We start from the raw sequence: 25,539 nt of genomic DNA, 5'->3' as shown, positions 1-25,539 counted from the left end.
ACCTGGGCACCCTCGGATTCTTGCGGCTTGAGGCTTGCGGCTTGCAGCTCGACGTCAGACATTCTGGCGGTCCCCTTTCGGGTCATAGAACACGGGGCTGACGATTTCGGCTTCGATCACGCTGCCATCCACCAGGGGCGCGAACACGCGCTCGCCAATGCGCTTGAGGCCGCCGCGCACCAGGGCCATGGCGAAGGAATGGCCCATGGCGGCGCTCATGTAGCTGGAGGTGACGTGGCCGACCATGGTCATCGGAATCGGCTGCTTGGGATCGAACACCAGTTGCGCACCTTCGGGCAGCACCTTGTTCGGATCCACCGGCTTGAGGCCGATCAGCTGCTTGCGGTTTTCCTTCAGGCAGTCCTCGCGGTTCATGCCGCGCCAGCCGATCCACGAGAACGGTTTGGTACGCCCCACGCACCAGCCCATGCCCAGGTCGTCCGGGGTGACCGAACCGTCGGTGTCCTGGCCGACGATGATGAAGCCCTTCTCGGCACGCAGTACGTGCATGGTCTCGGTGCCGTAAGGGGTCAGGCCGTGTTTCTTGCCGGCCTCGGCGATCTGCTCGAGAACGCCCAGGGCGTAGTCGGCCTGCACGTTGACTTCGTAGCTCAGCTCACCGGTAAAGGAGATGCGGAACACGCGGGCCGGTACGCCGCCGACCTTGCCTTCCTTCCAGGTCATGAACGGGAAGGCGTCCTTGTCCAGGTCGATATCGGTAACCTCGGCCAGCAGCTTGCGGCTGTTGGGGCCGGACAGGGTCATGGTCGCCCAGTGGTCGGTGACCGAGGTGAAGTACACCTTCAGCTCCGGCCATTCGGTCTGGTGGTAGATCTCCAGCCACTCCAGCACGCGCCCGGCACCGCCGGTGGTGGTGGTCATGACGAAATGGTTGTCGGCCAAGCAGGCGGTGACACCGTCGTCGAAGACCATGCCGTCTTCCTTGCACATCAGGCCGTAGCGGGCCTTGCCGACATCCAGCTTGGTCCAGGCGTTGGTGTAGACGCGGTTGAGGAATTCACGGGCATCCGGGCCCTGAATATCGATCTTGCCCAGGGTCGAGGCATCGAGGATGCCCACCGCGTTGCGCACGGCTTTACACTCGCGGGCCACGGCGGCGTGCAGGTCTTCGCCGTTCTTCGGGAAGTACCAGGGGCGTTTCCACTGGCCAACGTCCTCGAACTCGGCGCCCTGCTGCAGGTGCCATTTGTGCAGGGCAGTGTAGCGCTTGGGCTCGAACAGCTCGCCGCAGTGGCGGCCGGCGATGGCGCCAAACGTAACGGGCGTGTAGTTCGGGCGGAACATGGTGGTGCCCATCTCACTGACGCTGATCCCCAGCGATCGGGCGGCGATGGCCAAGCCGTTGATGTTGCCCAGCTTGCCCTGATCGGTGCCGAAGCCCAGGGCGGTGTAACGCTTGACGTGCTCGACCGACTCGAAGCCCTCGCGGGTGGCCAGCTCGATGCCGGCGGCGGTGACATCGTTCTGTTGGTCGACGAATTGCTTCGGCGCCCGGGCGGTGTTCTTGTCGTGGGGCACCTGGAACAGCGCGATGGTGGCCTCCTCGATGCGCTTCTCGGCCTTTGGCAGGGTGCCGGTCACCGGCTGGAAGCCCACTTCGGCGGCCGCCTTGGCACCGGCTTCGAAGCCATCGGCGAGGCTGTCGCCCATACCGAACACGCCGTTCACGGCACCGGCACAATGACGCTTCTGGAAGCCCTCACCCGGCACGAAGGCCAGGATGTCTTCACGCCAGACCGGGCGACCACCGAGGTGCGACGCCAGGTGCACCACCGGGCTGTAGCCGCCGGAGCTGGCGATCAGGTCGCAGTCGAGGGTCTCGCCCGGACTGGTGACCTTGTGCCTGGCGGCGTCGATGGCGCAGATGCGCGCACCGGTGACGCGTTTGCTGCCGCGCGCCTCGACTACGGCGCTGCCGGTGAGCACACGCACACCACGCCGGCGCGCTTCCTCGACCCAGCTGCCGCGTGGGTTGCTGCGGGCGTCGGCCACGGCCACCACCTGGCGACCGGCGTCGAGCCAGTCGAGCACCACGCGGTAGGCGTAGTCGTTGTTGGTCGACAGCACCAGCTTCTGCCCGGGCGCCACGCCATAACGGCGCACATAGGTGGACACCGCATCGGCCAGCATGTTGCCGGGCACGTCGTTGTTGGCGTACACCAGCGGCCGCTCGTGGGCACCGGTGGCCAGCACCACGCGACCGGCCCGCACGCGGTGCAGGCGCTGGCGCGGCTGGCACGCTCCGTTAACCAAGGGCGGCGCGACTTCACCGAGGTGATCGGTGAGGCGCTGGTGGATGGTGAGGAAGTTGTGGTCGTGGTAACCGTTGACCGTGGCGTGCGGCAGCAGGGTCACTTCCGGCATGGCATCGAGTTCGGCGATGGCCTTGGCGGCCCACTCGGCAGCCGGCTTGTCGTCGAGCATCTCGCGGGTGGAGAGCAGGCTGCCACCGAACTCTTCCTGCTCGTCGGCGAGGATCACCCGGGCGCCGCTACGGCCAGCAGCCAGGGCCGCGGCCAGGCCGGCAGGGCCGGAGCCGACCACCAGCACGTCGCAGTGCTGGTTCAGATAATCGTAGATGTCCGGGTCGTTTTCCTTCGGCGAGCGACCGAGACCGGCGGCCTTGCGGATGTACTTCTCGTAGGTCAGCCACAGGTTCTGCGGGTACATGAAGGTCTTGTAGTAGAAACCGGGCGGCATCATGCCGCCGCCGACCTTGCCGAGAATGCCCATCAGGTCGGTGTTGACGCTCGGCCAGCCATTGGTGCTGGTAGCGGTCAGGTTCTGGTACAGCGCCTGCTGGGTGGCGCGCACGTTGGGAATCTGCGCCGCCTCGGTGGAGCCGATCTGCAGCACGGCATTGGGCTCTTCGGCACCGGCGGCGACGATGCCGCGCGGGCGTGAGTACTTGAAGCTGCGGCCGATCACGTCGACGCCGTTGGCCAGCAGCGCGGCGGCCAGGGTGTCGCCGGCATAACCCTGGTAGGTCTGGCCGTTGAAATGGAAGGTCAGCGGCTGGCTGCGGTCGATGCGGCCACCCTGGGAAAGACGATTGACCTGGCTCATGCCGTTACTCCTTGGTCGACGGCCTTCTTCTCGGCGAGCGAAGCTGCAGTGACGCTGGGGCGCTCGCCGATCTTGTAGGTTTCGAGAATCTCGTAGCTCACCGTATGACGGGTGACGTTGAAGTACTGACGGCAGCCCGCCGCGTGGATCCACAGCTCGTGGTGGATGCCGCGCGGGTTGTCGCGGAAGAACAGGTACTCGCCCCACTGCGCATCGGTGCAGGCGTTGGGGTCCAGCGGGCGGGGAATATGCGCCTGGCCGCCGGCGTGGAATTCTTCTTCGGAACGCAGTTCGCCACAGTGAGGGCAGAAGATATGCAACATGCTCGGTACCTCCAGAAAACCATCGTCCCCTCTCGCCGGGAGAGGGCGCCAAAATCAGTGGGCCACGCCGGCTGCGCCGTGTTCGTCGATCAGCGCGCCATTGTGGAAGCGCTCGATGGAGAAGGCCTTGGCCAGCGGATGCATCTCGCCCTTGGCCAGGCTGGCGGCGAACACGTTGCCCGAGCCCGGGGTGGCCTTGAAGCCACCGGTGCCCCAGCCGCAGTTGAAGTAGAGGTTCTTGACCGGCGTCTTGGCGATGATCGGGCAGGCGTCCGGCGTGGTGTCGACGATGCCGCCCCACTGGCGGTTCATGCGCACCCGGGAAAGCACCGGGAACATTTCGACGATGGCCTGCAGGGTGTGTTCGATGGTCGGGTAGGAACCGCGCTGGCCGTAGCCGTTGTAGCTGTCGATGCCGGCGCCGATGACCAGGTCGCCCTTGTCCGACTGGCTGATGTAGCCGTGCACGGCGTTGGACATGATCACGGTGTCGATGATCGGCTTGATCGGCTCGGAGACCAGGGCCTGCAGCGGATGCGATTCCAGCGGCAGGCGGAAGCCGGCGAGCTTGGCCAGGTGCCCGGAGTTACCGGCGGCGACCACGCCGACGCGCTTGGCGCCGATGAAACCCTTGTTGGTCTCGACGCCGATCACCACGCCGTCCTGCTTGCGAAAGCCGATCACTTCGGTCTGCTGGATCAGGTCGACGCCCAGGGCGTCGGCCGCGCGGGCGAAGCCCCAGGCCACGGCATCGTGACGGGCCACGCCGCCACGGCGCTGCAGCGAGGCGCCGAGCACCGGATAACGGGTGTTCTTCGAGCAATCCAGGTAGGGAATCATCTCCGCCACCTGCCTGGCATCGACCACCTCGCCATCGATACCGTTGAGGCGATTGGCGCTGACCCGGCGCTCGATGTCGCGCATGTCCTGCAGGGTATGGCCGAGGTTGAACACGCCGCGCTGGGAGAACATGACGTTGTAGTTGAGGTCCTGGGACAGGCCTTCCCACAGCTTCATCGCGTGCTCGTAGAGGTGCGCCGACTCGTCCCACAGGTAGTTGGAACGCACGATGGTGGTATTGCGTGCGGTGTTGCCACCGCCCAGCCAGCCCTTCTCGACCACGGCGACGTTCTTCACGCCAAACTCCTTGGCCAGGTAATAGGCGGTGGCCAGGCCGTGGCCGCCACCGCCGACGATGATCACGTCATAGACCGGCTTGGGCGTCGGGTTGCGCCACATGCGCTGCCAGTTCTCATGGTGGCTGAACGAGTGCTTGAACAGGCCGAAGCCGGAATAGCGCTGCATAAGGGACTCCTGAATTCTGCTTGCCGTAGGCGCGCACCCAGACCGCAGGACGCAGGAACCCATCGATCGGCGACGGGTTCCTGCGTCCTAGGGCAGCAAAGCGGCAGCTCCGACGTGACAACGATGCGTTAGCGATAGACCGGGTAATCGGCGCACAGACCGGCCGCCAGGCCAGCCACCTGGGCCTCGACATCGGCGTCGCCGAGGTGCTCGAGGATGTCGGCGATCCAGCCCGCCAGCTCACGGCACTGGGCTTCCTTGAAGCCGCGGGTGGTGACCGCCGGCGTGCCGATGCGCAGCCCGGAGGTCACGAAGGGCGACTGCGGGTCGTTGGGCACCGCGTTCTTGTTGACGGTGATGCCGGCGCGGCCGAGGGCGGCGTCGGCATCCTTGCCGGTGATGCCCTGCTTGATCAGCGAGAGCAGGAACAGGTGGTTGTCGGTGCCGCCGGACACCACGTCGAAGCCGCGCTCGATGAACACCGCGGCCATGGCCTGGGCGTTCTTGATCACCTGGGCCTGGTAGTCCTTGAAGCCGGGCTCCAGCGCTTCCTTGAAGCACACCGCCTTGGCGGCGATCACGTGCATCAGCGGGCCGCCCTGGGCGCCCGGGAACACCGCAGCGTTGAGCTTCTTCTCGATCTCTTCGTTGGCCTTGGCGAGGATCAACCCGCCACGGGGCCCGCGCAGGGTCTTGTGGGTGGTGGTGGTGACCACGTCGGCCAGTGGGATCGGGTTCGGGTACAGGCCAGCGGCGACCAGACCCGCGACATGCGCCATATCAACAAAGAGCAAGGCACCGACCTTGTCGGCGATGGCGCGAAAGCGTGGGAAATCCAGGGTCTTGGAATAGGCCGAGAAGCCGGCGACGATCATCTTCGGCTTGTGCAGGGCGGCCAGGCGCTCGACTTCGTCGTAGTCGATCAGCCCGGTATCGGTGTCGATGCCGTACTGCACGGCGTTGTAGAGCTTGCCCGAGGACGACACCTTGGCGCCGTGGGTCAGGTGACCGCCATGGGCCAGGCTCATGCCCAGGATGGTGTCGCCGGGCTGCAGCAGCGCCAGGTAGACAGCGGAGTTGGCGGAAGAGCCGGAGTGCGGCTGCACGTTGGCGTAGTCGGCGCCGAACAGCTGCTTGGCGCGCTCGATGGCCAGGGCCTCGACCTTGTCCACATGCTCGCAACCGCCGTAGTAGCGCTTGCCTGGGTAGCCTTCGGCGTACTTGTTGGTCAGGCCGCTGCCCTGGGCTTCCATCACCCGCTTGCTGGTGTAGTTTTCCGAGGCAATCAGCTCGATGTGATGTTCCTGACGACGCTCCTCGGCCTGCATGGCACTGAGCAGGGCGTCATCGTAGCCTTGAATCTGATCTTGCTTGCTGAACATCACGTTTCTCCCCGAGGCGCCTCGCAGCGCCGCATCTGGCTCGGTTGCTCGATATGAGTCTTGTTGCAGCGATGGTATGACTGGCCCTGGCGAGCCAGATGCCTATGTACGCCACGGGAGATTGCGTTTGCGACATGCCCGGGCGTCGCAATTGCCCATGCCTGAGCGGCTGCTCAGAGGCTGCGCAGCGCCACCAGCACGAGAAAGTGCGCGGGGTAGAACAGGTAGGCCCAGCGCCGTACCGGCGGCACCGCGAAGGGCGGCTGCCGGCGCACCAGCAGCAGGCCCGCCAGGGGCGCGAACAGACAGATGCCGAGCACGCTCCAGGCGAAGGGATCGCCACGGGCGGCATCGACATAGAACGGCGCCCAGTAGTTGGCCGCCAGGCAGCAGACCATCGGCAGCAGCCACAGGCTACGGGGCCCCCGCAGGGCCAGCAGGAAGGCTGCCGGCAACAGTGCACCGAACACACCGAACATCAGCCACTCATGGGCTAGCACTGCAGTCGCCAATGCCCCGGCGCCCAGCCAGCGGGCCTGGATGGCGGGGCGTTGTAGCGCGTTGGCGATCAGCAGCCCGAGCACCAGGGTCGGCATCACGTTGAGCGATTCGGCGGTCGGCACAAGCAGCCGGTACGGCCATTCGGAGATCAGCGCGAACAGCAGCAGCCAGCCCAGATAGCGCACCGACAGGCCGCTAACGTCCCCCACCCTTGGCCGCGCAACATTGGCGGCGATGGCCAGGCAGAACAAGGGGAAGGCCAGGCGCCCAGGCACATAAAGAAAGTACAGCGACGGCCAGGCATGGCGCAGGTGATCGATCAGCATGGTCAGCAGCGCCAGCCATTTGATCAGGTCGAGGGCGGCATCACGGCCGAGTCGTGGAGGTGAGAATGGGGGCATGCGCACGCATCACGCTGAGAAATTGAGTTTCACGGTAGAGACTGCCAATGACTCAGCGCAAATAAAGAGGGCGGCGCAGAAACTGCGCCGCCCTTAGGCACTTATTGCAGCTTCGCGTTGCAGCTGCTCGAGGCCGTGACCAGACGCTTCTGCAGGGCGGCATCCGGCGGAACCTGCTTGCTCATCTCGGCCATTTCCGCCTCGCTGAACTCCTGGCTGACCTTGGTCGCTGCGCAATCACAGAAGGCGGTCAGCTTTTCCTGCGAATGGCCGGACTGAGCGCCCTTCACGCACTCCTGAACGAAGGTCGACTTGGCTTCCGGCGACCATTGCTCGGCGGCCACGGCTGGCAGGGCGAAGGCAAGCGGTGCGAACAGTGCGATCAGATGACGGTAGCTCATGGTGGGCTCCTGTAGCTGGGGATCGGCGAGTCCTTGAGTGAACTCTCTGTTTTGTGAGCCCATCGGCGCCCGCGAGTTCAGAATTAATGGGGCGCCGCCAGGGTGGCAGGTCGACAGAACAATATGTCGCCCCGGCGAGTTCTATGCACCGGTGCGGCGGGATACAGTATCGGCATACGCCCGTACCAGGGCGACGCAGACAAGGACTTTTCGATGCCCGACAACGCCCAGCAATTCGCCAGCGACAACTACTCGGGCATCTGCCCCGAAGCCTGGCAAGCCATGGCCGAGGCCAACCAGGGCCACCAGCGTGCCTACGGCGATGACGAATGGACGGCCCGCGCCGCCGACCATTTCCGCAGCCTGTTCGAGACCGACTGCGACGTGTTCTTCGCCTTCAACGGTACCGCCGCCAACTCCCTGGCCCTGGCTTCGTTGTGCCAGAGCTACCACAGCGTGATCTGCTCGGAGACCGCCCACGTCGAGACCGACGAATGCGGCGCGCCGGAGTTCTTCTCCAACGGCTCCAAGTTGCTGACCGCACGCACCGAGCAGGGCAAGCTGACGCCCGCCTCGATCCGCGAGATCGCCCTCAAGCGCAAGGACATCCACTTCCCCAAGCCGCGGGTGGTCACCCTGACCCAGGCCACCGAAGTCGGCACCGTCTACCGCCCCGAGGAAATCCAGGCGATCAGCCGGACCTGTGACGAACTGGGCCTCAACCTGCACATGGACGGCGCGCGCTTCTCCAACGCCTGCGCCTTTCTCGGCTGCAGCCCGGCCGAGCTGACCTGGAAGGCCGGCGTCGACGTGCTGTGCTTTGGCGGCACCAAGAACGGCATGGCCGTCGGCGAGGCGATCCTGTTCTTCAACCGCGACCTGGCCGAAGACTTCGACTACCGCTGCAAGCAGGCCGGCCAACTGGCCTCGAAGATGCGTTACCTGTCGGCGCCCTGGGTGGGCATCCTGCAGGACGATGCCTGGCTGCGCTACGCCAACCACGCCAACGCCTGCGCCCAACTGCTCGCCAGGCTGGTGGAAGACGTACCGGGCGTGAGCCTGATGTTCCCGGTGGAGGCCAACGGCGTGTTCCTGCAGATGTCCGAACCGGCCATCGCCGCCCTCACCGCCCGCGGCTGGCGCTTCTATACCTTTATCGGTGCCGGCGGCGCACGCTTCATGTGCTCGTGGGACACCGACGAAGCCCGGGTGCGTCAGCTGGCTGCGGATATTCGCCAGGTGATGTCCTGACGGCAACCTGTACGGCAGATACCGAGCGACGGTGGATCAGGTCTCGATCTGATCCACTCCTCGCCCGCGACTCGCCCCTCTCCCCTGCCCTGCTCGCCAACCTGTGGATAACTCGACGCCTGGCTCTGCAAGTCGGTCGTTAGAAGCATTTCACCCTCCTTTCAGCTTCCCCTGCTGCGGGTATTCACAGACAGCCGATGGCCCAACTTTGGATAAACAGCGGACCAATCCCCAGATGACGTGGACGAGCTTGTGTACAAGCTGTCGGCATATGGCTGCAGCCCAGAGCCTGCAAAGGCCCTAGGGATTCGTACAAAAAACGCTCTATTTCAATAGGTTGCTGCCGGCTTACGCACAACTGCTGTGCAGCGGAGTGCTCACAAGCTGTGCATATGTCGCTACAAGCCTTACAGGCAATGGGCTTCAGCGTAGCGATCATTTTGTGATCAGCGCATAAAGGGCTGCCCCATCCACAGCAATCCCAAACGGCGATAAGAGGCCTGTGGAAATCCATCCCCACAAGGCGGGGATGGTGACGTGGATAAGGTGTAGGTATATCGCTGCAGGCCTTGCCGTACGGGGGTTATGGCGTAGCGCTGAAAAAATGATCGATATCGATCGGTTAGCGAGTATCTACACACAGAAGCTGTGCACTTAACTGTGCATAACATGTTCAGCCACCGCTGCAGGCCAGCATTCATGAGCCCCGCACGGTAATGGTCAATTATTGATCATGGCCCAATAGGGCTGGGCCTGGAGCATGAATCGATAAGTGCTCGAAGGCGCTATTGAACAACCCTGCGCGGACTTTCCCCCAGACGCCGTGGATCAAGCTGTGCAAAAGCTGTCGCCATAACGCTGAAACCCAGTAAATTCGCAGCCTTCAGCCCATCGATCATAAATCGTACAGCCGTTTGTAGAAGCCAGGCGCCATCACCGCGTCAAAAATGCACACCCGCCTGTGCATAGAACTGTGGATAGCTTGTATAACTCTGCCTGAATCGGCTGCGAACCCTGCTACCAGCGGCAGGCTGCTCGATCCCGTAGCACCGGGGCGGCAGAGAGATCGGCATCGACATGCAGACGCTGGCGTTGCCCACACTTATCGTGCGTTTAGTTGTGGATAAACTGTTGGGCATCTGCCACAGCGCCCGAAGGGCGGGCGCCGTGGCGAACTGATCGAATTTCGATCAGCGCCTGCAGACGTCAGTAGTCGATGCTCACGTCATTACGCGGCACGCTGCAGCAGGACAGAATGTAGCCTTCGGCCACGTCTTCGTCGGTGATCCCGCCGTTGTGCTCCATATCCACGTCGCCTGCGGTCTTGAGCACCTTGCAGGTACCGCAGATGCCCATGCCGCACGCCTTGGGGATATGCAGGCCAAGCTTGGCCGCGGCGGCATGCACGGTTTCGCCCGGGCCGACCTGGATGCTCTTGCCGGTGCTGGTGAAGACCACCTGGTTGCGCTCGGCCGCCGGTACCTCGGGGGCGTCGGCGGCCAGCTCGGCGAGTTCCTTGACATCCTCGCGCACGTCGGCCGGCACCGGGCCGAAGGCCTCCTCGTGGTAACGGCTCATGTCGAAGCCCTTGGCTTCGAGCAGGCGCTTGACCGCGCTCATGTACGGCGTGGGTCCGCAGCAGAAGATTTCCCGCTCCAGGTAGTCCGGCGCCATCAGCTCCAGCATCGGCTGGTTGAGGTAGCCGCGGTAGCCCGACCAGGACTCGCCCAGGCCGTGCTTCTCGCAGATCACATGCAGATTGAAGTTGTTGATTCGCGCGGCCATGTGCTCCAGCTCGCGCTGGTAGATGATGTCCTTTGGCGAACGGGCGCTGTGCACGAACACCATGTCGACGTTGGCGTTGGTGTCGTAGAACCAGCGCGCCATCGACATCACCGGGGTGATGCCCACACCGCCGCTGAGAAACAGCACCTTGTCGGCCGGGAAATCGATGGCGTTGAACAGCCCCACCGGGCCATGCACCGCCAGCTCCTGGCCTTCGCTCAGGTTGTCGTGCAGCCAGTTGGAGACCTTGCCCCCCGGCACCCGCTTGATGGTGATGGAAAAGCTGTAGGGCACCGACGGCGAACTGGAGATGGTGTAGGAGCGCATCACCGGAAGGCCATCGATCTCCAGCTCCAGAGTAACGAACTGCCCCGGCTTGAAGAAGAACAGCACCGGCTGGTCGGCCATGAAGCAGAAGGTGCGGACGTCCCATGTTTCCTGGATGACCTTGACGCAGCGCACCACATGGCGGCCGTTGCTCCAGGTCTGGGTGGTGACGGGATAGAGGAAGTCGTTCGACATGTCGGTTCTCTCGCGCACGCAGGCCGCTCACCGGCCCATTCTTTGCCGCGATTGTGCGCAACGCCTGTGGCGCTCATTTACCTGCCAGCGACATCGGCATGCTCACCGCGACCTGCCCCGTAGACACTGGCGTACCCAGTCGGGAAATGATTCGGCCATGTCGCCCATGGATAAGGTTCGCCCCGCGCCGGGCTCCACACTCGCCCCCAAGCCGAACAGGATAAGAGCGTCCGCCGCAGCCCCTGAGCAATGCGCCACTCGGCAGGCGATCCGGGCCAGGCGACGCCACCTTGCGTCAACCGCACCAGCCTAATTCATAGCGGCCGCACCGCGCCCGCCACGAGGAGTTTCCCGATGACCGTCACCTCTACGCTGAGCCTTGGCGACCCGCTGGAACCGGCCCGCGCCGCCGCCGCCGAGATGCTGCAGAACCGCGAGCGCACCTTTTCCCTGCCGCAGCCGTTCTACAACGACGAACGGGTGTTCCAGCTCGACATGCAGGAGATCTTCCACAAGGAGTGGCTGATCGCCGGCATGACCTGCGAGATTCCCGCCAAGGGCAACTACCTGACCCTGCAGATCGGCAACAACCCGATCATCGTCATCCGCGGCGCCGAGGGCGTCGTACACGCCTTCCACAACGTCTGTCGCCACCGCGGCTCGCGCCTGTGCACCAGCGAAAAGGGCAAGGTCGCCAAGCTGGTCTGCCCCTACCATCAGTGGACCTACGAAGTGGATGGCCGCCTGCTGTTCGCCGGCACCGAGATGGGCAGCGACTTCAACCTGGCCGACTACAATCTCAAGCCGGTGAACTGCAAGACCGCCGGCGGCTACATCTTCATCTCCCTGGCCGAGAACCCACCGGCCATCGACGAGTTCCTCGCCACCCTGGCGCACTACATGGAACCCTACGACATGGAGAACGCCAAGGTGGCGGTGCAGACCACCCTGATGGAAAAGGCCAACTGGAAGCTGGTGCTGGAGAACAACCGCGAGTGCTACCACTGCAACGGTTCGCACCCGGAACTGCTCAACACCCTGCTGGAGTGGGACGACACCAACGATCCCCGCGCGACCCAGTCGTTCAAGGACCACGTGGCCGAATCCGCCGCCAAGTGGGAAGCCGAGAAAATCCCCTACCTGCACGCCGGCTTCGGCCTGCGCAACCGTATCGTGCGCATGCCGCTGCTCAAGGGCACCGTGTCCATGACCATGGACGGCAAGCAGGGCTGCAAGAAGCTGATGGGCCGCATCCAGAATCCGGACCTGGGCTCGATGCGCATCCTGCACCTGCCCCACTCCTGGAACCACTGCATGGGCGACCACCTGATCGTGTTCACCGTGTGGCCGATCAGCGCCCAGGAGACCATGGTCACCACCAAGTGGCTGGTGCGCAAGGACGCTGTGGAAGGCGAGGATTACGACGTCCCCCGCCTGCGCGAAGTCTGGGACGCCACCAACGACCAGGATCGTCGCCTGGCCGAGGAAAACCAGCGTGGCATCAACTCCACCGCCTACCAGCCCGGCCCCTACTCGAAAACCTACGAGTTCGGCGTGGTCAACTTCATCGACTGGTACAGCGAGCGCATGCTCAGCAACCTGGGCGCCGCCCCGGCGCCCTATCTGCGCGACGTGAAGACCCAGTGAGTGGCATGTGGCGGCACGGCTAGCATTCGCCGCCGAACGCCCGACACCCTAAGCCCCGCTGGCCCTGGCCTGCGGGGCTTTTTCTTGGCCGTTCGCCATGTAGAGGGGATGTTTCACAGCATTTCACGCCACTAAGCGGAACAATCGAATCGCCCCGGCCCACAGACGCACACGCGGTATTGCCAGCGACGCGAGTAGGCCACCCGTTCCCTTGGCGAGGAATCTACCGTGAGCGTGAAACCCCTGAGCAAAGGCCCCGACGAACAGAGCGGCGCCGACAGTCTGCGTTTCGACAACATCATGCGCCTTAGCCTGAAGGCCAAGAGCAATACCAAGCCCAAGCAGGATCGCACCGCCACCGATAACGAACAGTGGCCGCCGGTGGACAAGACCCGGGTCGATGCGCCCAGGGATGGCAAGATCCGTTACGAGCTCGATGGCCAGGGCGTGGTGGTCGAGCGCTCGGTGAATCCGGAACTGTACAAGTTCCTGGTCAACCTGCACGCCCTCAACCAGGCTCCCGAGCAGAAGGCCCAGGTAGTCGCGGCGATGGGCGACGAGCACGTCATCGCCGACCGCAATACCGAGGTGCAGGACTGGGGCGACTACACCCAGTTCAAATGGCAGGGCAACCTGGAAGATGCCGAGGTGATCACCTATGTCACCGCGGACGGTGAGACGGTCACCGTGTCCAAGGCCCTCACCCCGGAGCTGTTCCTGGAGGTGCAGCAGATCGGCCTGTCGCGCTACACCCTCGAACAGCGCGTCGCCGACGGGCGCGAGGTCGCCGGCGCCGATACCTATGTGGCCGAACATGATATTGCCGTCTGGGGTGGCCCGGAGGAATTCGGCAATGGCGTCATCCAGTTCGAAACCAAGGACGGCAAGAAGTACGTCGTGTCCCAGCACGAAAACAAGGCGATGTATGACCGTGTGGCGGGGATGTGGAGCGATCACGTCAAGGGCGGCGACTCGATCCAGAAACTGCGTGAAAAATACGACCTGCCCGACCTCGATAAACTGGACCTGCTCGGCCAGAGCAGCGGCGAGAAGGCCAACAAGGACGACAAGGAAGAGATGACGGTGGTCGAGCTGGCCACCAAGAACCTGCTCGACAAGTACAAGAAGCTCATCGACGACGGCAAGGTCGGCAAGGACAGTGACATCTACAAGCTGGTCAAGGCCATCGAGGCCAAGGCGTCGATGGAGAGCGGCCACCGCATCACCCCTTACATCGAGGATCCGCGCGGCGGCAACACCACCTGGCGCCAGTTCGACAGCGATGGCGAAACCCTCAGCACCGAAGACATGCAGGACATCCTCAACGGCAACTCGGTGGATGAGCTGCTCAGCGAGATGTTCACCAACGGCAACGGCGAGAAGGACAAGATCGGCAAGGAATACCAGGCCGAACTGGACAGCGCCATCGAAAAGATCAGCGGCGAGGACAAGACCAAGCTCGCGGACCAACTCTACAACACCCTGACCAGCCTGGATTTCGTCAGGTACCTGGCGGACATGAAGGCGCAGGGCCTGGCCAGCGAAGGCCAGGCGGAGGTCGCCCGGCTGGCCTCGAGCCTGGAGTTGCTCGACCCCGAACGCGCCCGGCAGGCCGAGTCGGCGCTCAAGCAGAACGGCATCCTGGTGGAGATCGATACCCTGGTGGGCGACCCCGGTGCGATTCCCGACGAGTACAAGGAACTCGCCTACAAGGACATGGGCGCGCTGATCAAGACCGTGCTCAAGTCCGCCGACATTCCGCGCCGGGTGCAGGACAGCATCGAGAAGTTCTACAACGAGCTGCTCAATGACAAGACCAAGATGGCCGACTTCGCCAAGCTCTCCGAGCAGCTCAACAACGGCACCATCACCCAGGCCGACTTCAATAAGGAGTTGGAAACCAAATATATCCCGGCAGAAGTCAGCAAGGACGACTTCACCCGGGCCATCGGCACGCTGAACCAGTACGGCGTGCTCGGCACCATTTCCGCATTCGGCTCCCTGGGCGGGGCGATCTACATGCTCTCGGCCAAGAACGGCCAGCTGTCCGACGAGCCCCTGGAGCGCCTGGCCATCGCCAAGGATTTCATCACCTTCCTGAGTGGCGGCGCGCAATTCGAGAAAACCGGCATCTTCGATCTCTTCACCAAGACCAACACCGCCGAACTGCTGGGCCTGAGCAAGACCCTGCCGGAAATCTGGGGCAAGGAAAACGGTACCCTTGGCAAGAAGATCGAAGGCTTCCTGCGCGACAGGGGCATCTCCGGCATTCCCGAAGCGGCGCAGAGCCGCGCCAACAGCATGATCGAGCTGGGCTCGCTGAATGGCGGCGGCGGGGGCAGCGTACTCGATCAGGTGCGGCTTTCCGCCGAGGCCGCTGGTATCGGCCCCCTCGATGACGCCGCGACTCGCGCCCTGCTCGATGACATCGTGCAACGGGCCGGCGGCAATCCACCCGACGATTATTCGCGCTACAACAGCCTCAATCAGCTCGCCGACGAGCAGAACCTGGTCATCACCGAGGACACCATCAACCAGAGCATCGCCGAACGCCAGGCCGGGGCCGGGCTGGGGCAGGTACCCGACGATGCCTCGGTGCGCGAATTCGCCGACTTTCTCGAAGACGCGGCCAACCGCCCGCTGCCGCCCTCCATAACTTCCTCGGGCTACTCCACCTACACCGATGCGGTGTCGACCATCTATGAAGATGCGGTGGAGTACTTCGAAGAGCGCAACATCACACCGCCCAGTCGCGAATCCGTCGAGCGTGTGGTCAATGAGCGTATCGAAGAGTCGGGCCGCAGCGTGCCAGGGGCCAACGATCCGTTCGACGGCGATCTGCGCCTGGATGGCGACTCGATCAACCAGATGTTCGAGCACGACAACCGCACGCCGCCGGCCGCCGAGGTGATCGACGATGCCGTCGACCGTCTCAACGACACGGTGCGCAACAGCTCGGCGCCGAGCATCGTCGACGCCGAGACCATCAACAACGCCCTGGGTGGAGCCGATACGCCGTCGATAAAGCCTGGCCTGGCGGCGAAGATCGGCGGCACCCTGACCAAGGTATTGGGCGTGGCGCCGGACATCCTCAGCGTCGCCGATATCGTCATGGGCGGCTTCACCATCAAGGATGCCATCGCCAACAACAGCGACCTGGGCAAGGCGGCTGGTGCCCTGCAGATCATCAGCGGCGTGGCGGGCACCACCGCCGGCGTCATCGGCACCGCCGGGCTGTTCGCCAGTATCGGTGCCCTGGCCGGTGCCACCGGCCCGTTGTTCCTGATCACCGCGGGGCTCGGGCTGATCGGCGGCATTATCGGCATCTTCGTCGACCATGAGAAAAAGCAGAAAGCCACCGACAAGGAAGGCCAGTGGTTCAAGGATCTGGCCGAACTCGGCCTGACCCAGGAAGACTGGGGCGACAAGCTCGAGTATGCCCGCTACAGCTTCTACGAATACGACGGCCGCGATGCCCCGGCCGGCCAGAGCATCTACGACTACCAGAAAGACGAATGGGAGCATTTCAAGGAAACGCCCCAGGAAGGCGGCTCGTCCATCAACCGCCTGGACGACGACAAGCACATGGCCAAGTACGACAAGGCGTTCTACGAAGAGAACCGCGAGGTCATCCACACCATTCGCGAGCGCTGGGACGCCTGGAACGGCAAGGACGCCATCGTCAGCAGGGACGATCTGGATAAAATTTCCAAGGGCGACGGCAGCGAAGAGGAGAAAGCAGCCGCGAAGTTCCTGCTCAACAACAGCGAATTCTGGGAGCAACTCGATACCCAATGGGGCAAAGGTGGCCAGGATGGCAAGGTCAGTACCAACGATCTCAACACCTGGCTGAAGATGGTCGGCGCTCACCAGGAGGATTACGGGCGCGCCTATTACGATGAACACAAGGGCATCATCGAGACCATTCGCGAGCGCTGGGACGCCTGGAACGGCAAGGACGCCATCGTCAGCAGGGACGATCTGGATAAAATTTCCAAGGGCGACGGCAGCGATGCCGAGAAGGAGGCCGCGCGCTTCCTGCTCGACAACCCGGGCTTCTTCGACCAGCTCGACAACCTGGGCAAGAACGACCGCCGCGACGGCAAGATCAGCACCGCCGATCTCGACACCTGGCTCAAGGCCATCGGCCTGGAGAAGACCGACAAGAGCGAGCTGACCTACAACCCCAACGACGATACGCCGGCCTGGCGCCAGATGCGCTTTTGAACCACCAGCGGGCACCTTCCCCTGTAGGTGCCCGCCTTAGAACCTGTTCACAGTTTTTTAGGCGACATTAAAGAGACTGCAAAAAGACAGAAGCGGACATTGAGCTTCAAGCCGCAAGCCTCAAGCTGCAAGAAGAAGCTAAAGCACTGCGGACTGCTTCTAACTTGTAGCTTGTAGCTTGGGGCTTGCAGCTTGCGGCCGCTTCCGCCACATTGCAGTCAAAACGCTGACGTGGGGCCGATAGATCGTGAACAGGCTCTTAGATCGCCGGCAAACCGATGACGCGCCCGACATTGACGGATCGCGGTACGTGCAACTGCGCCACAGCCAGTAGCTGCACCTGCTGCGCGACCTGCTCATCGAACGGTGCCGAGCGGCCGCTGGCCGTGTCGATATTCATCAGCATCTGCTCGCTTTCGGCCACGATCTGTCCATCGTCATCGCGCTCGATCAGGTGCTGGATATGCAGACGCTTGCGATCATGGCCAAGCAGTTGAGTGCGCACCTTAACCTCGACGCCGAGCTTCACCTCGGCGAGGAAATTCAGGTGGCACTCCAGGGTGTAGAGCGTGTGCCCGCTGCGTGCCCTGCCCGCCTCGTCGAGGCCGATGCGGTCCATCAGCCCGTCGGTGGCGAAGCTGCAGATCAGCAGGTAATAGGCATCGCGAAGGTGGCCGTTGTAGTCGACCCAGTCGGCCTGCACCGCGGTCTGGTAGGTGACGGGCAGCATGCTCATTCCTCGAAGGTGAAGCCGTGGCGGGCCTTGGTTTCACGGATGGCGCCAAGTACCGCCAGCAGGCAGTCGTCACGGTAGCGCTCCAGTTCGGCGAGGCTACGCGTGCCTTGCTGCACCGACGTACCGGCAACCACATCGTCGATCAGTTGCTCGGTCAGCTCGGGGGCCTGCAGGTAGGTCCAGGGCAGCTTCAAGGCCGGGCCGAACTGGGCCATGAAGTGGCGCATGCCGGCGTCGCCACCGGCCAGGGTGTAGGTCATGAAGGTGCCCATGAACGACCAGCGCAGCCCGGCACCAAAGCGGATCGCGTCGTCGATCTCACCGGTGGTGGCCACGCCGTCGTTGACCAGATGCAGCGCCTCGCGCCACAGCGCTTCGAGCAGGCGATCGGCGATAAAGCCCGGCACTTCCTTGCGCACGTGCAGCGGGCGCATGCCCAGTGCGCTGTAGATGCTTATGGCCGCCTGCACCGCCTCGGGCGCCGTGCGTTCGCCGCCGACTACCTCGACCAGCGGCAGCAGGTACACCGGGTTGAACGGGTGGCCCACCACGCAGCGCTGCGGGTGCTGCGCGTTGGCGTAGAACTCGCTGGGCAGCAGGCCCGAGGTGCTGGAGCCGATGATCACCTCGGGGCGCGCTGCCGCGCTGATCCGCCCGTGCAGATCGAGCTTGAGGTCGAGCCGCTCGGGCGCACTCTCCTGGATAAAGTCGGCATCGCCCACGCAGGCGTCGAGGTCAGCGAAAAAGCGCAGGCGGTCCATCGATGCACCCGGCACCAGCCCCTGCTTTTCCAGCGCCGGCCAGGCGTTGGCGATGCGCGTGCGCAGCGCCGCTTCGGCGCCGGGCGCCGGGTCCCAGGCATGCACGTCCAGCCCCTGGGCCAGGGCGCGGGCGACCCAGCCGGCGCCGATCACGCCGGTACCCAGGGCGGCGAAAATCTTGATATCGGTAACGTAAGACATGGCAGGCTCCAGGCGAAGGCTCAGCGTTTTTTCAGGTTCATCGTTGCCCGGCCCTCGGCCGGGCTGAGCACACGGCCGCCAAGGCGCTCGATGATCTCCACCGCCCGCTCGACCAGCGAGCCGTTACTGGCCGGTACCCCCTTGTCCAGCCAGATGTTGTCCTCCAGGCCGACGCGCACGTGGCCGCCCAAGAGCATGGCCTGGGCGAGCATGGGCATCTGCATGCGGCCGATGCCAAAGCCGGCCCAGGTCAGGCCCGGCGGCAGGTTGTCGACCATCGCCTTCATGGTCGCTGTATCGGCCGGCGCGCCCCAGGGGATGCCCAGGCACAGCTGGATCAGCGGGTCGTCGAGCAGGCCTTCCTTGATCATCTGCTTGGCGAACCACAGGTGGCCGGTGTCGAAGATCTCCAGCTCGGCCTTCACGCCCAGTTCGGTGATGCGCTTGGCGCCAGCACGCAGCTGCGCCGGGGTGGACACGTAGATGAAATCGCCATCGCCGAAATTCAGGGTGCCGCAGTCCAGGGTGCAGATTTCCGGCCGCAGCTCTTCGATATGGGCCAGGCGCGTCAACGGGCCGACCAGGTCGGTGCCGACGCCGAATTCCATGGGCTGCTCGCCCTTGCCGATCTCCAGATCGCCGCCCATGCCGGCGGTGAGATTGATGATCACGTCGGTGTCGCTTTCGCGAATGCGCTCGACCAGCTCGCGGTACAGCGCCACGTCGCGGCTTGGCTTGCCGGTCTGCGGATCGCGCACATGGCAGTGGGCTACGGTGGCGCCGGCTTTAGCAGCCTCGATGGCGGCCTCGGCGATCTGCTTCGGCGTGACGGGAATGGCCGGATGGCGGCCAACGGTGTCGCCAGCGCCGGTGACCGCGCAGGTGATGATGACGTCATGATTCACGGTCGATCTCCTCATTATTCGGGGCGAACGCCGCCCCCGCACGTGGCACGGTGCTGAAAGGGCGGTGTGATTACTGAGTGAGTTTCAGGGCCTGGGCAGCGGGTTTGCCATCGCGTGTGGTAACGCCTTCGAGCCAGCCGCTGACGACCTGGGGATTGGCGGCGATCCACTCGCGCGCCACCTTGTCCGGCGCCTGGCGATCCATGATCGGCTGCATCAGCTCGGCCTCCTGCTCACTGGTGAAACGCAGGCTGGTGAGCAGGCGATTGGCATTCGGACAGCGTTTGGCGTAATCCGGCGAGGTCACGGTGGACACCGTGGCGGCGCCGTCATTGGGGCCGAACACGTCTTCGGTGCCGGTCAGGTAGGTGATCGGCATCTGCAGATTCATCGGGTGCGGCTTCCAGCCGAAGAACACCACCGGCTTGTCGTTGCGCACCGCACGACCGACGGCGGCGAGCATGCCGGCCTCGCTGGACTCGACCAGCTTGAACTCGCCGAGGCCGAACTGGTTGCCGTCGATCATCTTCTGGATCGCCGTGTTGGCGCCCGAACCGGCCTCGATACCGTAGATCTTGCCATCGAGCTGGTCCTTGAAGCGGGCGATATCGGCCAGGGTCCTGATGCCCTGCTCAGCGGCGTAGGACGGCACCGCAAGTGCCGCCACGGCGTCGTCCAGGGACGGCCGCTCGGCCACCTTCACCGCGCCGGCCTCGAGAAAGGGCTTGATGTTGTCGTCCATGATCGGCTTCCAGTAGCCGAGAAACGCGTCGACCTGGCCCTTCTGGATGCCGGCGAAGATGATCTGCTGCGAAGCCTGGGTCTGCTTGGTTTCATAGCCCAGGCCCTGCAGCAACTGGTTGGCCACGGCGGTGGTGGCGACCACGTCGGTCCAGCCGACGGCGCCGAGGCGTACGGTCTTGCAACTGGCGTCTTCGGCGGCCAGCAGGGACGTACTGAACAGGGTGACGGCGCAGCAGGCTGCGAACCCGGTGAGCGTGTTCATGATGAGGCTCCTCAACGGTTTAGTCTGGTTCTTAGTACCGTGTGACCGGAACAGCGGTATTCCGATAGGGCCAAGCTACGCTGTTGCCGATACGCTAATTCGCACCATACCGACATAAAACCAGAACATAACGACTTGATTGTCCGGCGCGCCTGCCGTTAGATGGGAGATTCCACACGCGGGAATCGCGCCATGTCGCACCACTTCTGCTTTCTGCTGCTGCCCGGCTTCTCGATGATGGGCCTGATGTCGGCCATCGAGCCGCTGCGAGTCGCCAATCGCTTTCACGCGCCCCATTACCACTGGCGTCTGCTCAGCGAAGACGGCCAGGCGGTGCCGGCCAGCAACGGCATGTCTCTGAATGTCGACGGCACCCTGGATGGTGAACTGGCAGGCTGCAGCCTGTTCGTGGTCGCCGGCTTCGAGCCGCTGGCCGGTTTCAGCCCACAGCTGGCAGGCCGCCTGCGGCGAGCCGAGCGCGAGTGCCCGGTGGTCGGCGGCATCGACACCGGCAGTTTCGTGCTGGCCGAGGCCGGGCTGATGGAAGCCAGGCAGCGCTTCACCCTGCACTGGGAGGCGCTGGACGCCTTTCGGGAACGTTATCCACAACTGCAACCGACCCAGGAGCTGTTCGAAATCGACGGCCGGCGCATCACCAGTGCCGGCGGTACCAGCAGCCTCGACCTGATGCTCGGGCTGATCGGCCGCGACCATGGCGAGGCGCTGTCGATTCAGGTGTCCGAGCAGTTCGTGCTGGGTCGCATCCGCACCCGGCTGGATCACCAGCGCATGCAGATCAGTAGCCGCTACGGCATCCACGACAAGAAGCTGGCCCTGGTGATCGGCGAAATGGAGCGCTGCACCGAGCAACCGCGCACGCCGGGGCAACTGGCCGAAACGGTGGGCATCAGCACCCGCCAGCTGGAGCGGCTGTTCCGCCAGCACCTGGGCACCACGCCGCTCACCTTCTACCTCGCCCTGCGCCTGGACAAGGGCCGCCAGCTGCTGCGCCAGAGCGACCTCAGCGTGCTGGAGGTGGCCCTGGCCTGCGGCTTCGACTCGGCTTCCTACTTCGCCCGCCGCTACCGCGCCCGCTTCGCTGTCAGCCCTCGCGAGGATCGCCACGAGGCCTAGGGTCTGTGCTGTTTCACCCACGGCCGCGCCGGGGCCCTTCGGGTGGGGCCGCCCAGGTTGCGCGGGAAATCTCGCCATGCGTCGTTGGAGGACTTGGCAAGGGAAAACGCGGACGGCTAGTCTTCCCTTCGTCCTCCGCCTAGCGGATCGCCGCCCGACCTGGCGAGATTTCTCACCGCAACGCGGCTCGCGTTGAAACGGCAACTGACCCTAGTGGCGCGAGCGATCAGCTCACCTGTTCCAGCCACTTGTCGACGTCCTTGCGGCTGATCTTGCCGTCGGCCTTGGTGTTGTTGGGGTGAAAGCGAATGGTATCGAGGAACTCGAAGAATTCCTTGTTCTCCATCAGGAAGCGCACCGCGTCGATGTCTTCCTTGGAGTTGTCGAAGCGATCATCGCCCTTGAGCAGCTTGTTGAAATCCTTGTCGCTGATGATGTCGTCGCTGCCCTGCCACTGCTCCCAGTTGTCGACGATGCGGTCGATCTTGTCCTTGTTGTCGCGGTAGAACGCGGCATCGAACTTGTCGTTGTGGGTGACCAGATCCTGCATGTTGTCGGTAAACCAGTCGTCATCGATGCGCCCATCCTTTTCCACCTTCTCGGTAAACTCCTTGTAATGCTCGGGCTGCGCTTCCCAAACGGGAATGTCCTCGGGGTACCAGGCGTCAAAGCGATCCTCGTACTTGCCTTCGTAGTAGTTGTACTCGTAGCCCATGTGCACCAGGTAGTTGAGCTTGTCGCCCCACTCTTTTTCCAGCACCCCATCCTTGTCCAGTTCGCGGAAGTAGTCGCGTACCTTCTCGACCGTCTCCTCGCTCTTCTTCAGGGCGACTACACCTCCGATGATGGCGCCGATGAAACCCAGTACCGCACCCACCCCGCCGGCGGCGGCGGCCACCACCCCGGCGACTGCCGCCGAGCCCACGCCGAGGGCCGCGGCCAGGCCGGCCCCGCCCATCACCAGCCCCGCGGTGCCGCCCACCAGTTGCAGGCTCTTGGCGGCGAACTGTTCGGGCGTGCCGCCTTCCTTGCGCAGCTTGTCGATACCCATGCCGCCAAGCACCAGGTCGAGCACTCCGCCCACCACGTCGGCGGCGCCGCCGATGGTCGACAGCGCGCCACCCACCCAGCGCAGCCGATCGGCCTCGGGCACCTTGCTCAAATCCGGGTTCTTGTCGGTGATGCTGAGGAAGCTGCTGCGTGCGGCGTCACGCTGCTCCGGCGGCAGCTGCTCGATCAGGTCCTCGACAGCCGGCCGTGATTTGCGGGTGGTGTCATCGAACTCCTTCCAGAAATTGTCGGCAGTGAACTCCTTGCCCATGTCGAGTTGGGGCAGCTCCTTGAGGTTATCGAGCTTCTGCTGCCGTTCCTTGAGTTCGATGGCATCGGTTTCCGACACGTCCTTGGGTTTGAAGTGTTTGTCCCAGACGGTTTCCTTGAGGCTGGTGCCAAGGCCCAGGGAGTCGGCGGCGCCCGGCTTGCGGAACAACTCCTCGTAGGCCCCGGTGACCATGGTGGCCATCGGCGAGATCATGCTGATGGTGGTCACGAAGTTCTTCGCCGCCTCGATGCGCTCGGGCGCGGTTTCACCAAAGTTCAGCCCGCCATCGGAGAGCTTGTAGATCCCGGCGACCATCGAGATCAACCCGGCACTGGAACTCAGTACCCCGGTCTTGCCAAGCTTGCCCAGTACCCCGGCGACACCGTCGCGCTCGGCCAGAGGGACTTTCGCCACCGCCTTTTCGATATTCTCGGCGGTGATGGCGCCGCCTTTCCCCGAGGGATCCTTGATGCTCTCGGTGGCGCTGTCCCTGAGCAGCTGGGTCAACGGCTCCCGGGAGTTTTCCGCCGCGGTGACCAGCTTCTGCTCCTCGGCATTCAGCTCGGGCTTGGCCTGGCCCTTTTCCTTGCCGCCGCCAAAGAAATAGTTGTAGATATCGGTGCCGCGTTTGGTACCCAGCACCGAGGTCATCATGGTGGTCAGCAGCGTGGAGACCATGTCGGTGGTGGCCTTGTCGACGTTTTCCTCGCCGACACCTTCGATGCCATCCTTGTACAGCTCGTTGAGCTGGTCGATGGGAATACCGAACTTGAATTCGGTGTCGATCTGCGCCGCCAGTTCCGAATCGAGCAGGCTGAGCGACTGCATGTCGGCGGCATAGCGCGCCGCAGCGCCTTCGGGGTTGTCCTTCTCCAGCGCCTCGAGGGCCTCTTTGTACTCGGGGTCGCGCAGGGTCTCGGCCAGCTTGTCCTTGAAGCCGTCCTTGTCCTCGATCTTGTCGATCGCCTCCTTGAGGAAACGGTCGTTGTCGGCGGCGATGTCCTCATCGGTCATCAATGCCAGCAGCTCTTCACCGAGCTTGCCCTCGTCCACCAGCCCGCGCATTTCGGCCGGGTTCATCTCCTTTGGGTCCTTGCCATAGCTGGTGGTGGTGCTGTTGAAAGCGCCATTGGTGGTGGAGTAGGGCAGGTACTGGAAGCCGCCGTTGAGCATCGCCCGGGCCTCGAGCAGGCGCAGGTACTTGGCTTCCTTGGAGTCGGCGGGCTTGTCCTTGTAGGCCTCCTTGAGATTGTCGTAGTACAGCTCGCCAACGGTCTTGGCCTTGCCATCCTTCTTCTCGCTGGTTTCGGCGAGCATCAGGTCGGTTTCCTTGGCAGGCGGCAGGTCGCGGTCCTCGAACGCCTTGTCGACGGCGCCTTGCTGCTTCTCGGTCTGCACCCCGTTGAGGCTGGCGAAATGCTCGGGCGTGACGCTCTCGATGACGATGAACTTGCCGCGCCGCGGCGTTTCCACAGCGAGCACGCCAGGTGCCAGGGTCTCCACCTTGGTGTCACCGGTGACCACCGGGATGTCATCCCGGGCGCTCATCACCTTGTAGCCGTCCTCATCGACCTTGTTCTCGATCTTGTCGCGGGTCTCGGCCAGCTCCTTGACCTTCTTGTAGGCTTCCGGCGAAACCTCCTTGGAGACCGCGTACTTGCTGCCATCGGCCGTGGTGAAGAGTGCCGTGTCGTTGGCGCCATAGGCGCCGCTATCGTCGACGGTCAGCTGGAAGCCGTTGCCGGGGTGATACACCGCCGCGCTCATGTCCAGGTAGCCGTCTTCGATAAAGCGCAGATCGCCCAGCTCCGGAATCTGTTCGGCCGAGGTGACCACCTCGAAACCGCCGGCCTCGCGCTGGCCAAGCCAGTTTTCATGCTCCTCGGACAGCTCCTTCTCGGTCCAGGCCGGTGGCCCGGCTACATCACCGGCATCCAGTTTTTCCTTGGCCACCTGGTGCAGCCGTGGGTTCACGCCAGCGTGCACCAGCACCTGATCGCCATTTTTCATGGTCACCAGCAACAGATCGTCCCAGAGCATGAGACGGTGGCCGCTGGAAGACAGCCATTCGGTCTCGACGTTGGCGATGTCCTCTTCATTCCACTGGTGATTGCTCTCGGCCTGCGGCGGCTTGCCGTCCAGGTAGGGGCCGCGGTACTCCTTGTAGGCCTCGATGCCTTCCTTGTCGAGCTGCCCGCCCTTGCTCTGCGCTTCGCGCAGCTTGTCGTCGAAATCGGTATCGCCGGTTTGTCCGGTCACGCGTTCTGGTCTTGTTGTATCGATTGTGCTCATCGGCTCTGCGCTCCGGCTCGATAAGTGGACAAGGTCGCAAAATGGCGCTGCGCTCCTTGTGCGAAAGAAGGTGGCTATGGCACTTGTTGAACGGCGCAGGCCAATGCGTGACGCCCCGCTGGTTGACGGAAACGGGAACGGTGCACGCAAAAAGCGCGGTCTGCTGCCCTTTCATTCAAGCAATCGTCACATTGATGTAACAACCTGATCGCGACGGATTTCGCAGCTTTTCACGGCGACACATGGCCCTTAACAGGACGCGAGGGCGGCGCTGAACAGACTGTCAGGAGCAACGCGACATGCAACCAGACCACCCTCGACGCACCCGGCCCGGGTCGGATTCCCGAACAG

16 protein-coding genes are annotated in these 25,539 nt (G+C 63.8%); 4 read left to right on the top strand and 12 right to left on the bottom strand.

Translation table 11 applies throughout. The features are described 5' to 3' along the window. Positions 1–54: 54 nt before the first annotated feature. The 6 genes from SA190iCDA_RS03950 to SA190iCDA_RS03925 all read right to left on the bottom strand — a co-directional run bounded on the left by SA190iCDA_RS03950 (position 55) and on the right by SA190iCDA_RS03925 (position 7,400). Positions 55–3,087 carry a sarcosine oxidase subunit alpha gene (locus tag SA190iCDA_RS03950; protein ID WP_070885092.1) on the bottom strand — a complete coding sequence of 1,011 codons (3,033 nt, stop codon included), beginning with the start codon at positions 3,085–3,087 and terminating at the stop codon, positions 55–57. Beyond that, the gene (locus SA190iCDA_RS03945; protein ID WP_070885091.1) at positions 3,084–3,410 is read right to left on the bottom strand and encodes a sarcosine oxidase subunit delta; all 327 of its coding nucleotides are present in this window, start codon (positions 3,408–3,410) and stop codon (positions 3,084–3,086) included. Before SA190iCDA_RS03945 ends, SA190iCDA_RS03950 begins: the two co-directional genes overlap by 4 nt. Before the next feature lie 54 nt (positions 3,411–3,464). After that, positions 3,465–4,715 (bottom strand): sarcosine oxidase subunit beta family protein, encoded by a 1,251-nt coding sequence (locus SA190iCDA_RS03940; protein ID WP_070885090.1) that lies wholly within the window; start codon positions 4,713–4,715, stop codon positions 3,465–3,467. A 128-nt stretch (positions 4,716–4,843) separates the two neighbouring features. Beyond that, complete coding sequence (gene glyA / locus SA190iCDA_RS03935; protein ID WP_070885089.1) at positions 4,844–6,097, bottom strand: serine hydroxymethyltransferase; 1,254 nt, start codon at positions 6,095–6,097, stop codon at positions 4,844–4,846. A gap of 173 nt (positions 6,098–6,270) precedes the next feature. Beyond that, positions 6,271–6,999, bottom strand: coding sequence for a TraX family protein (locus SA190iCDA_RS03930; RefSeq protein ID WP_070885088.1), 729 nt, complete (start codon positions 6,997–6,999; stop codon positions 6,271–6,273). A 101-nt stretch (positions 7,000–7,100) separates the two neighbouring features. Continuing rightward, positions 7,101–7,400, bottom strand: coding sequence for a hypothetical protein (locus tag SA190iCDA_RS03925; protein ID WP_070885087.1), 300 nt, complete (start codon positions 7,398–7,400; stop codon positions 7,101–7,103). 213 nt (positions 7,401–7,613) lie between these two features. On the opposite strand from SA190iCDA_RS03925, the gene SA190iCDA_RS03920 reads away from it, so the two are divergent. After that, positions 7,614–8,651: a threonine aldolase family protein gene (locus SA190iCDA_RS03920; protein WP_070885086.1), complete on the top strand. Its 1,038-nt coding sequence runs from the start codon at positions 7,614–7,616 to the stop codon at positions 8,649–8,651. A 1,206-nt stretch (positions 8,652–9,857) separates the two neighbouring features. On the opposite strand, the gene gbcB is transcribed toward SA190iCDA_RS03920, so the two are convergent. Next, positions 9,858–10,958, bottom strand: a complete 1,101-nt coding sequence (gene gbcB / locus SA190iCDA_RS03915) for a glycine-betaine demethylase subunit GbcB (RefSeq protein ID WP_070885085.1) — start codon at positions 10,956–10,958, stop codon at positions 9,858–9,860. A gap of 354 nt (positions 10,959–11,312) precedes the next feature. Here gbcB and gbcA point away from each other — a divergent pair, with 354 nt between their 5' ends. Beyond that, entirely contained in the window at positions 11,313–12,605 is a 1,293-nt protein-coding gene (gene gbcA, locus SA190iCDA_RS03910) for a glycine-betaine demethylase subunit GbcA (RefSeq protein ID WP_070885084.1), read from the top strand. Between the two features lie 228 nt (positions 12,606–12,833). Beyond that, positions 12,834–16,832 (top strand): hypothetical protein, encoded by a 3,999-nt coding sequence (locus SA190iCDA_RS03905; protein WP_070885083.1) that lies wholly within the window; start codon positions 12,834–12,836, stop codon positions 16,830–16,832. Between the two features lie 259 nt (positions 16,833–17,091). On the opposite strand, the gene SA190iCDA_RS03900 is transcribed toward SA190iCDA_RS03905, so the two are convergent. The 4 genes from SA190iCDA_RS03900 to choX form a co-directional block, all read right to left on the bottom strand. Beyond that, positions 17,092–17,562, bottom strand: coding sequence for a thioesterase family protein (locus SA190iCDA_RS03900; RefSeq protein WP_070885082.1), 471 nt, complete (start codon positions 17,560–17,562; stop codon positions 17,092–17,094). Between the two features lie 2 nt (positions 17,563–17,564). Continuing rightward, positions 17,565–18,530, bottom strand: a complete 966-nt coding sequence (locus tag SA190iCDA_RS03895) for an L-carnitine dehydrogenase (RefSeq protein ID WP_070885081.1) — start codon at positions 18,528–18,530, stop codon at positions 17,565–17,567. Between the two features lie 20 nt (positions 18,531–18,550). Further along, positions 18,551–19,435, bottom strand: a complete 885-nt coding sequence (locus SA190iCDA_RS03890) for a 3-keto-5-aminohexanoate cleavage protein (RefSeq protein ID WP_070885080.1) — start codon at positions 19,433–19,435, stop codon at positions 18,551–18,553. A 70-nt stretch (positions 19,436–19,505) separates the two neighbouring features. Next, positions 19,506–20,441: a choline ABC transporter substrate-binding protein gene (gene choX / locus SA190iCDA_RS03885; protein WP_070885079.1), complete on the bottom strand. Its 936-nt coding sequence runs from the start codon at positions 20,439–20,441 to the stop codon at positions 19,506–19,508. 192 nt (positions 20,442–20,633) lie between these two features. Here choX and SA190iCDA_RS03880 point away from each other — a divergent pair, with 192 nt between their 5' ends. Beyond that, entirely contained in the window at positions 20,634–21,575 is a 942-nt protein-coding gene (locus SA190iCDA_RS03880; protein WP_070885078.1) for a GlxA family transcriptional regulator, read from the top strand. Between the two features lie 226 nt (positions 21,576–21,801). Here the strand turns inward: SA190iCDA_RS03880 and SA190iCDA_RS03875 are convergent, their stop codons facing one another. Then, the gene (locus SA190iCDA_RS03875) at positions 21,802–25,155 is read right to left on the bottom strand and encodes a hypothetical protein (RefSeq protein ID WP_070885077.1); all 3,354 of its coding nucleotides are present in this window, start codon (positions 25,153–25,155) and stop codon (positions 21,802–21,804) included. Positions 25,156–25,539: the final 384 nt, after the last annotated feature.

Source organism: Pseudomonas argentinensis (genome assembly GCF_001839655.2).
In the GTDB taxonomy this organism is placed as follows: domain Bacteria; phylum Pseudomonadota; class Gammaproteobacteria; order Pseudomonadales; family Pseudomonadaceae; genus Aquipseudomonas; species Aquipseudomonas argentinensis_B.
The sequence above is the reverse complement of the archived record's forward strand: the minus strand, read 5'-3'. Positions and strand labels throughout refer to the sequence as shown.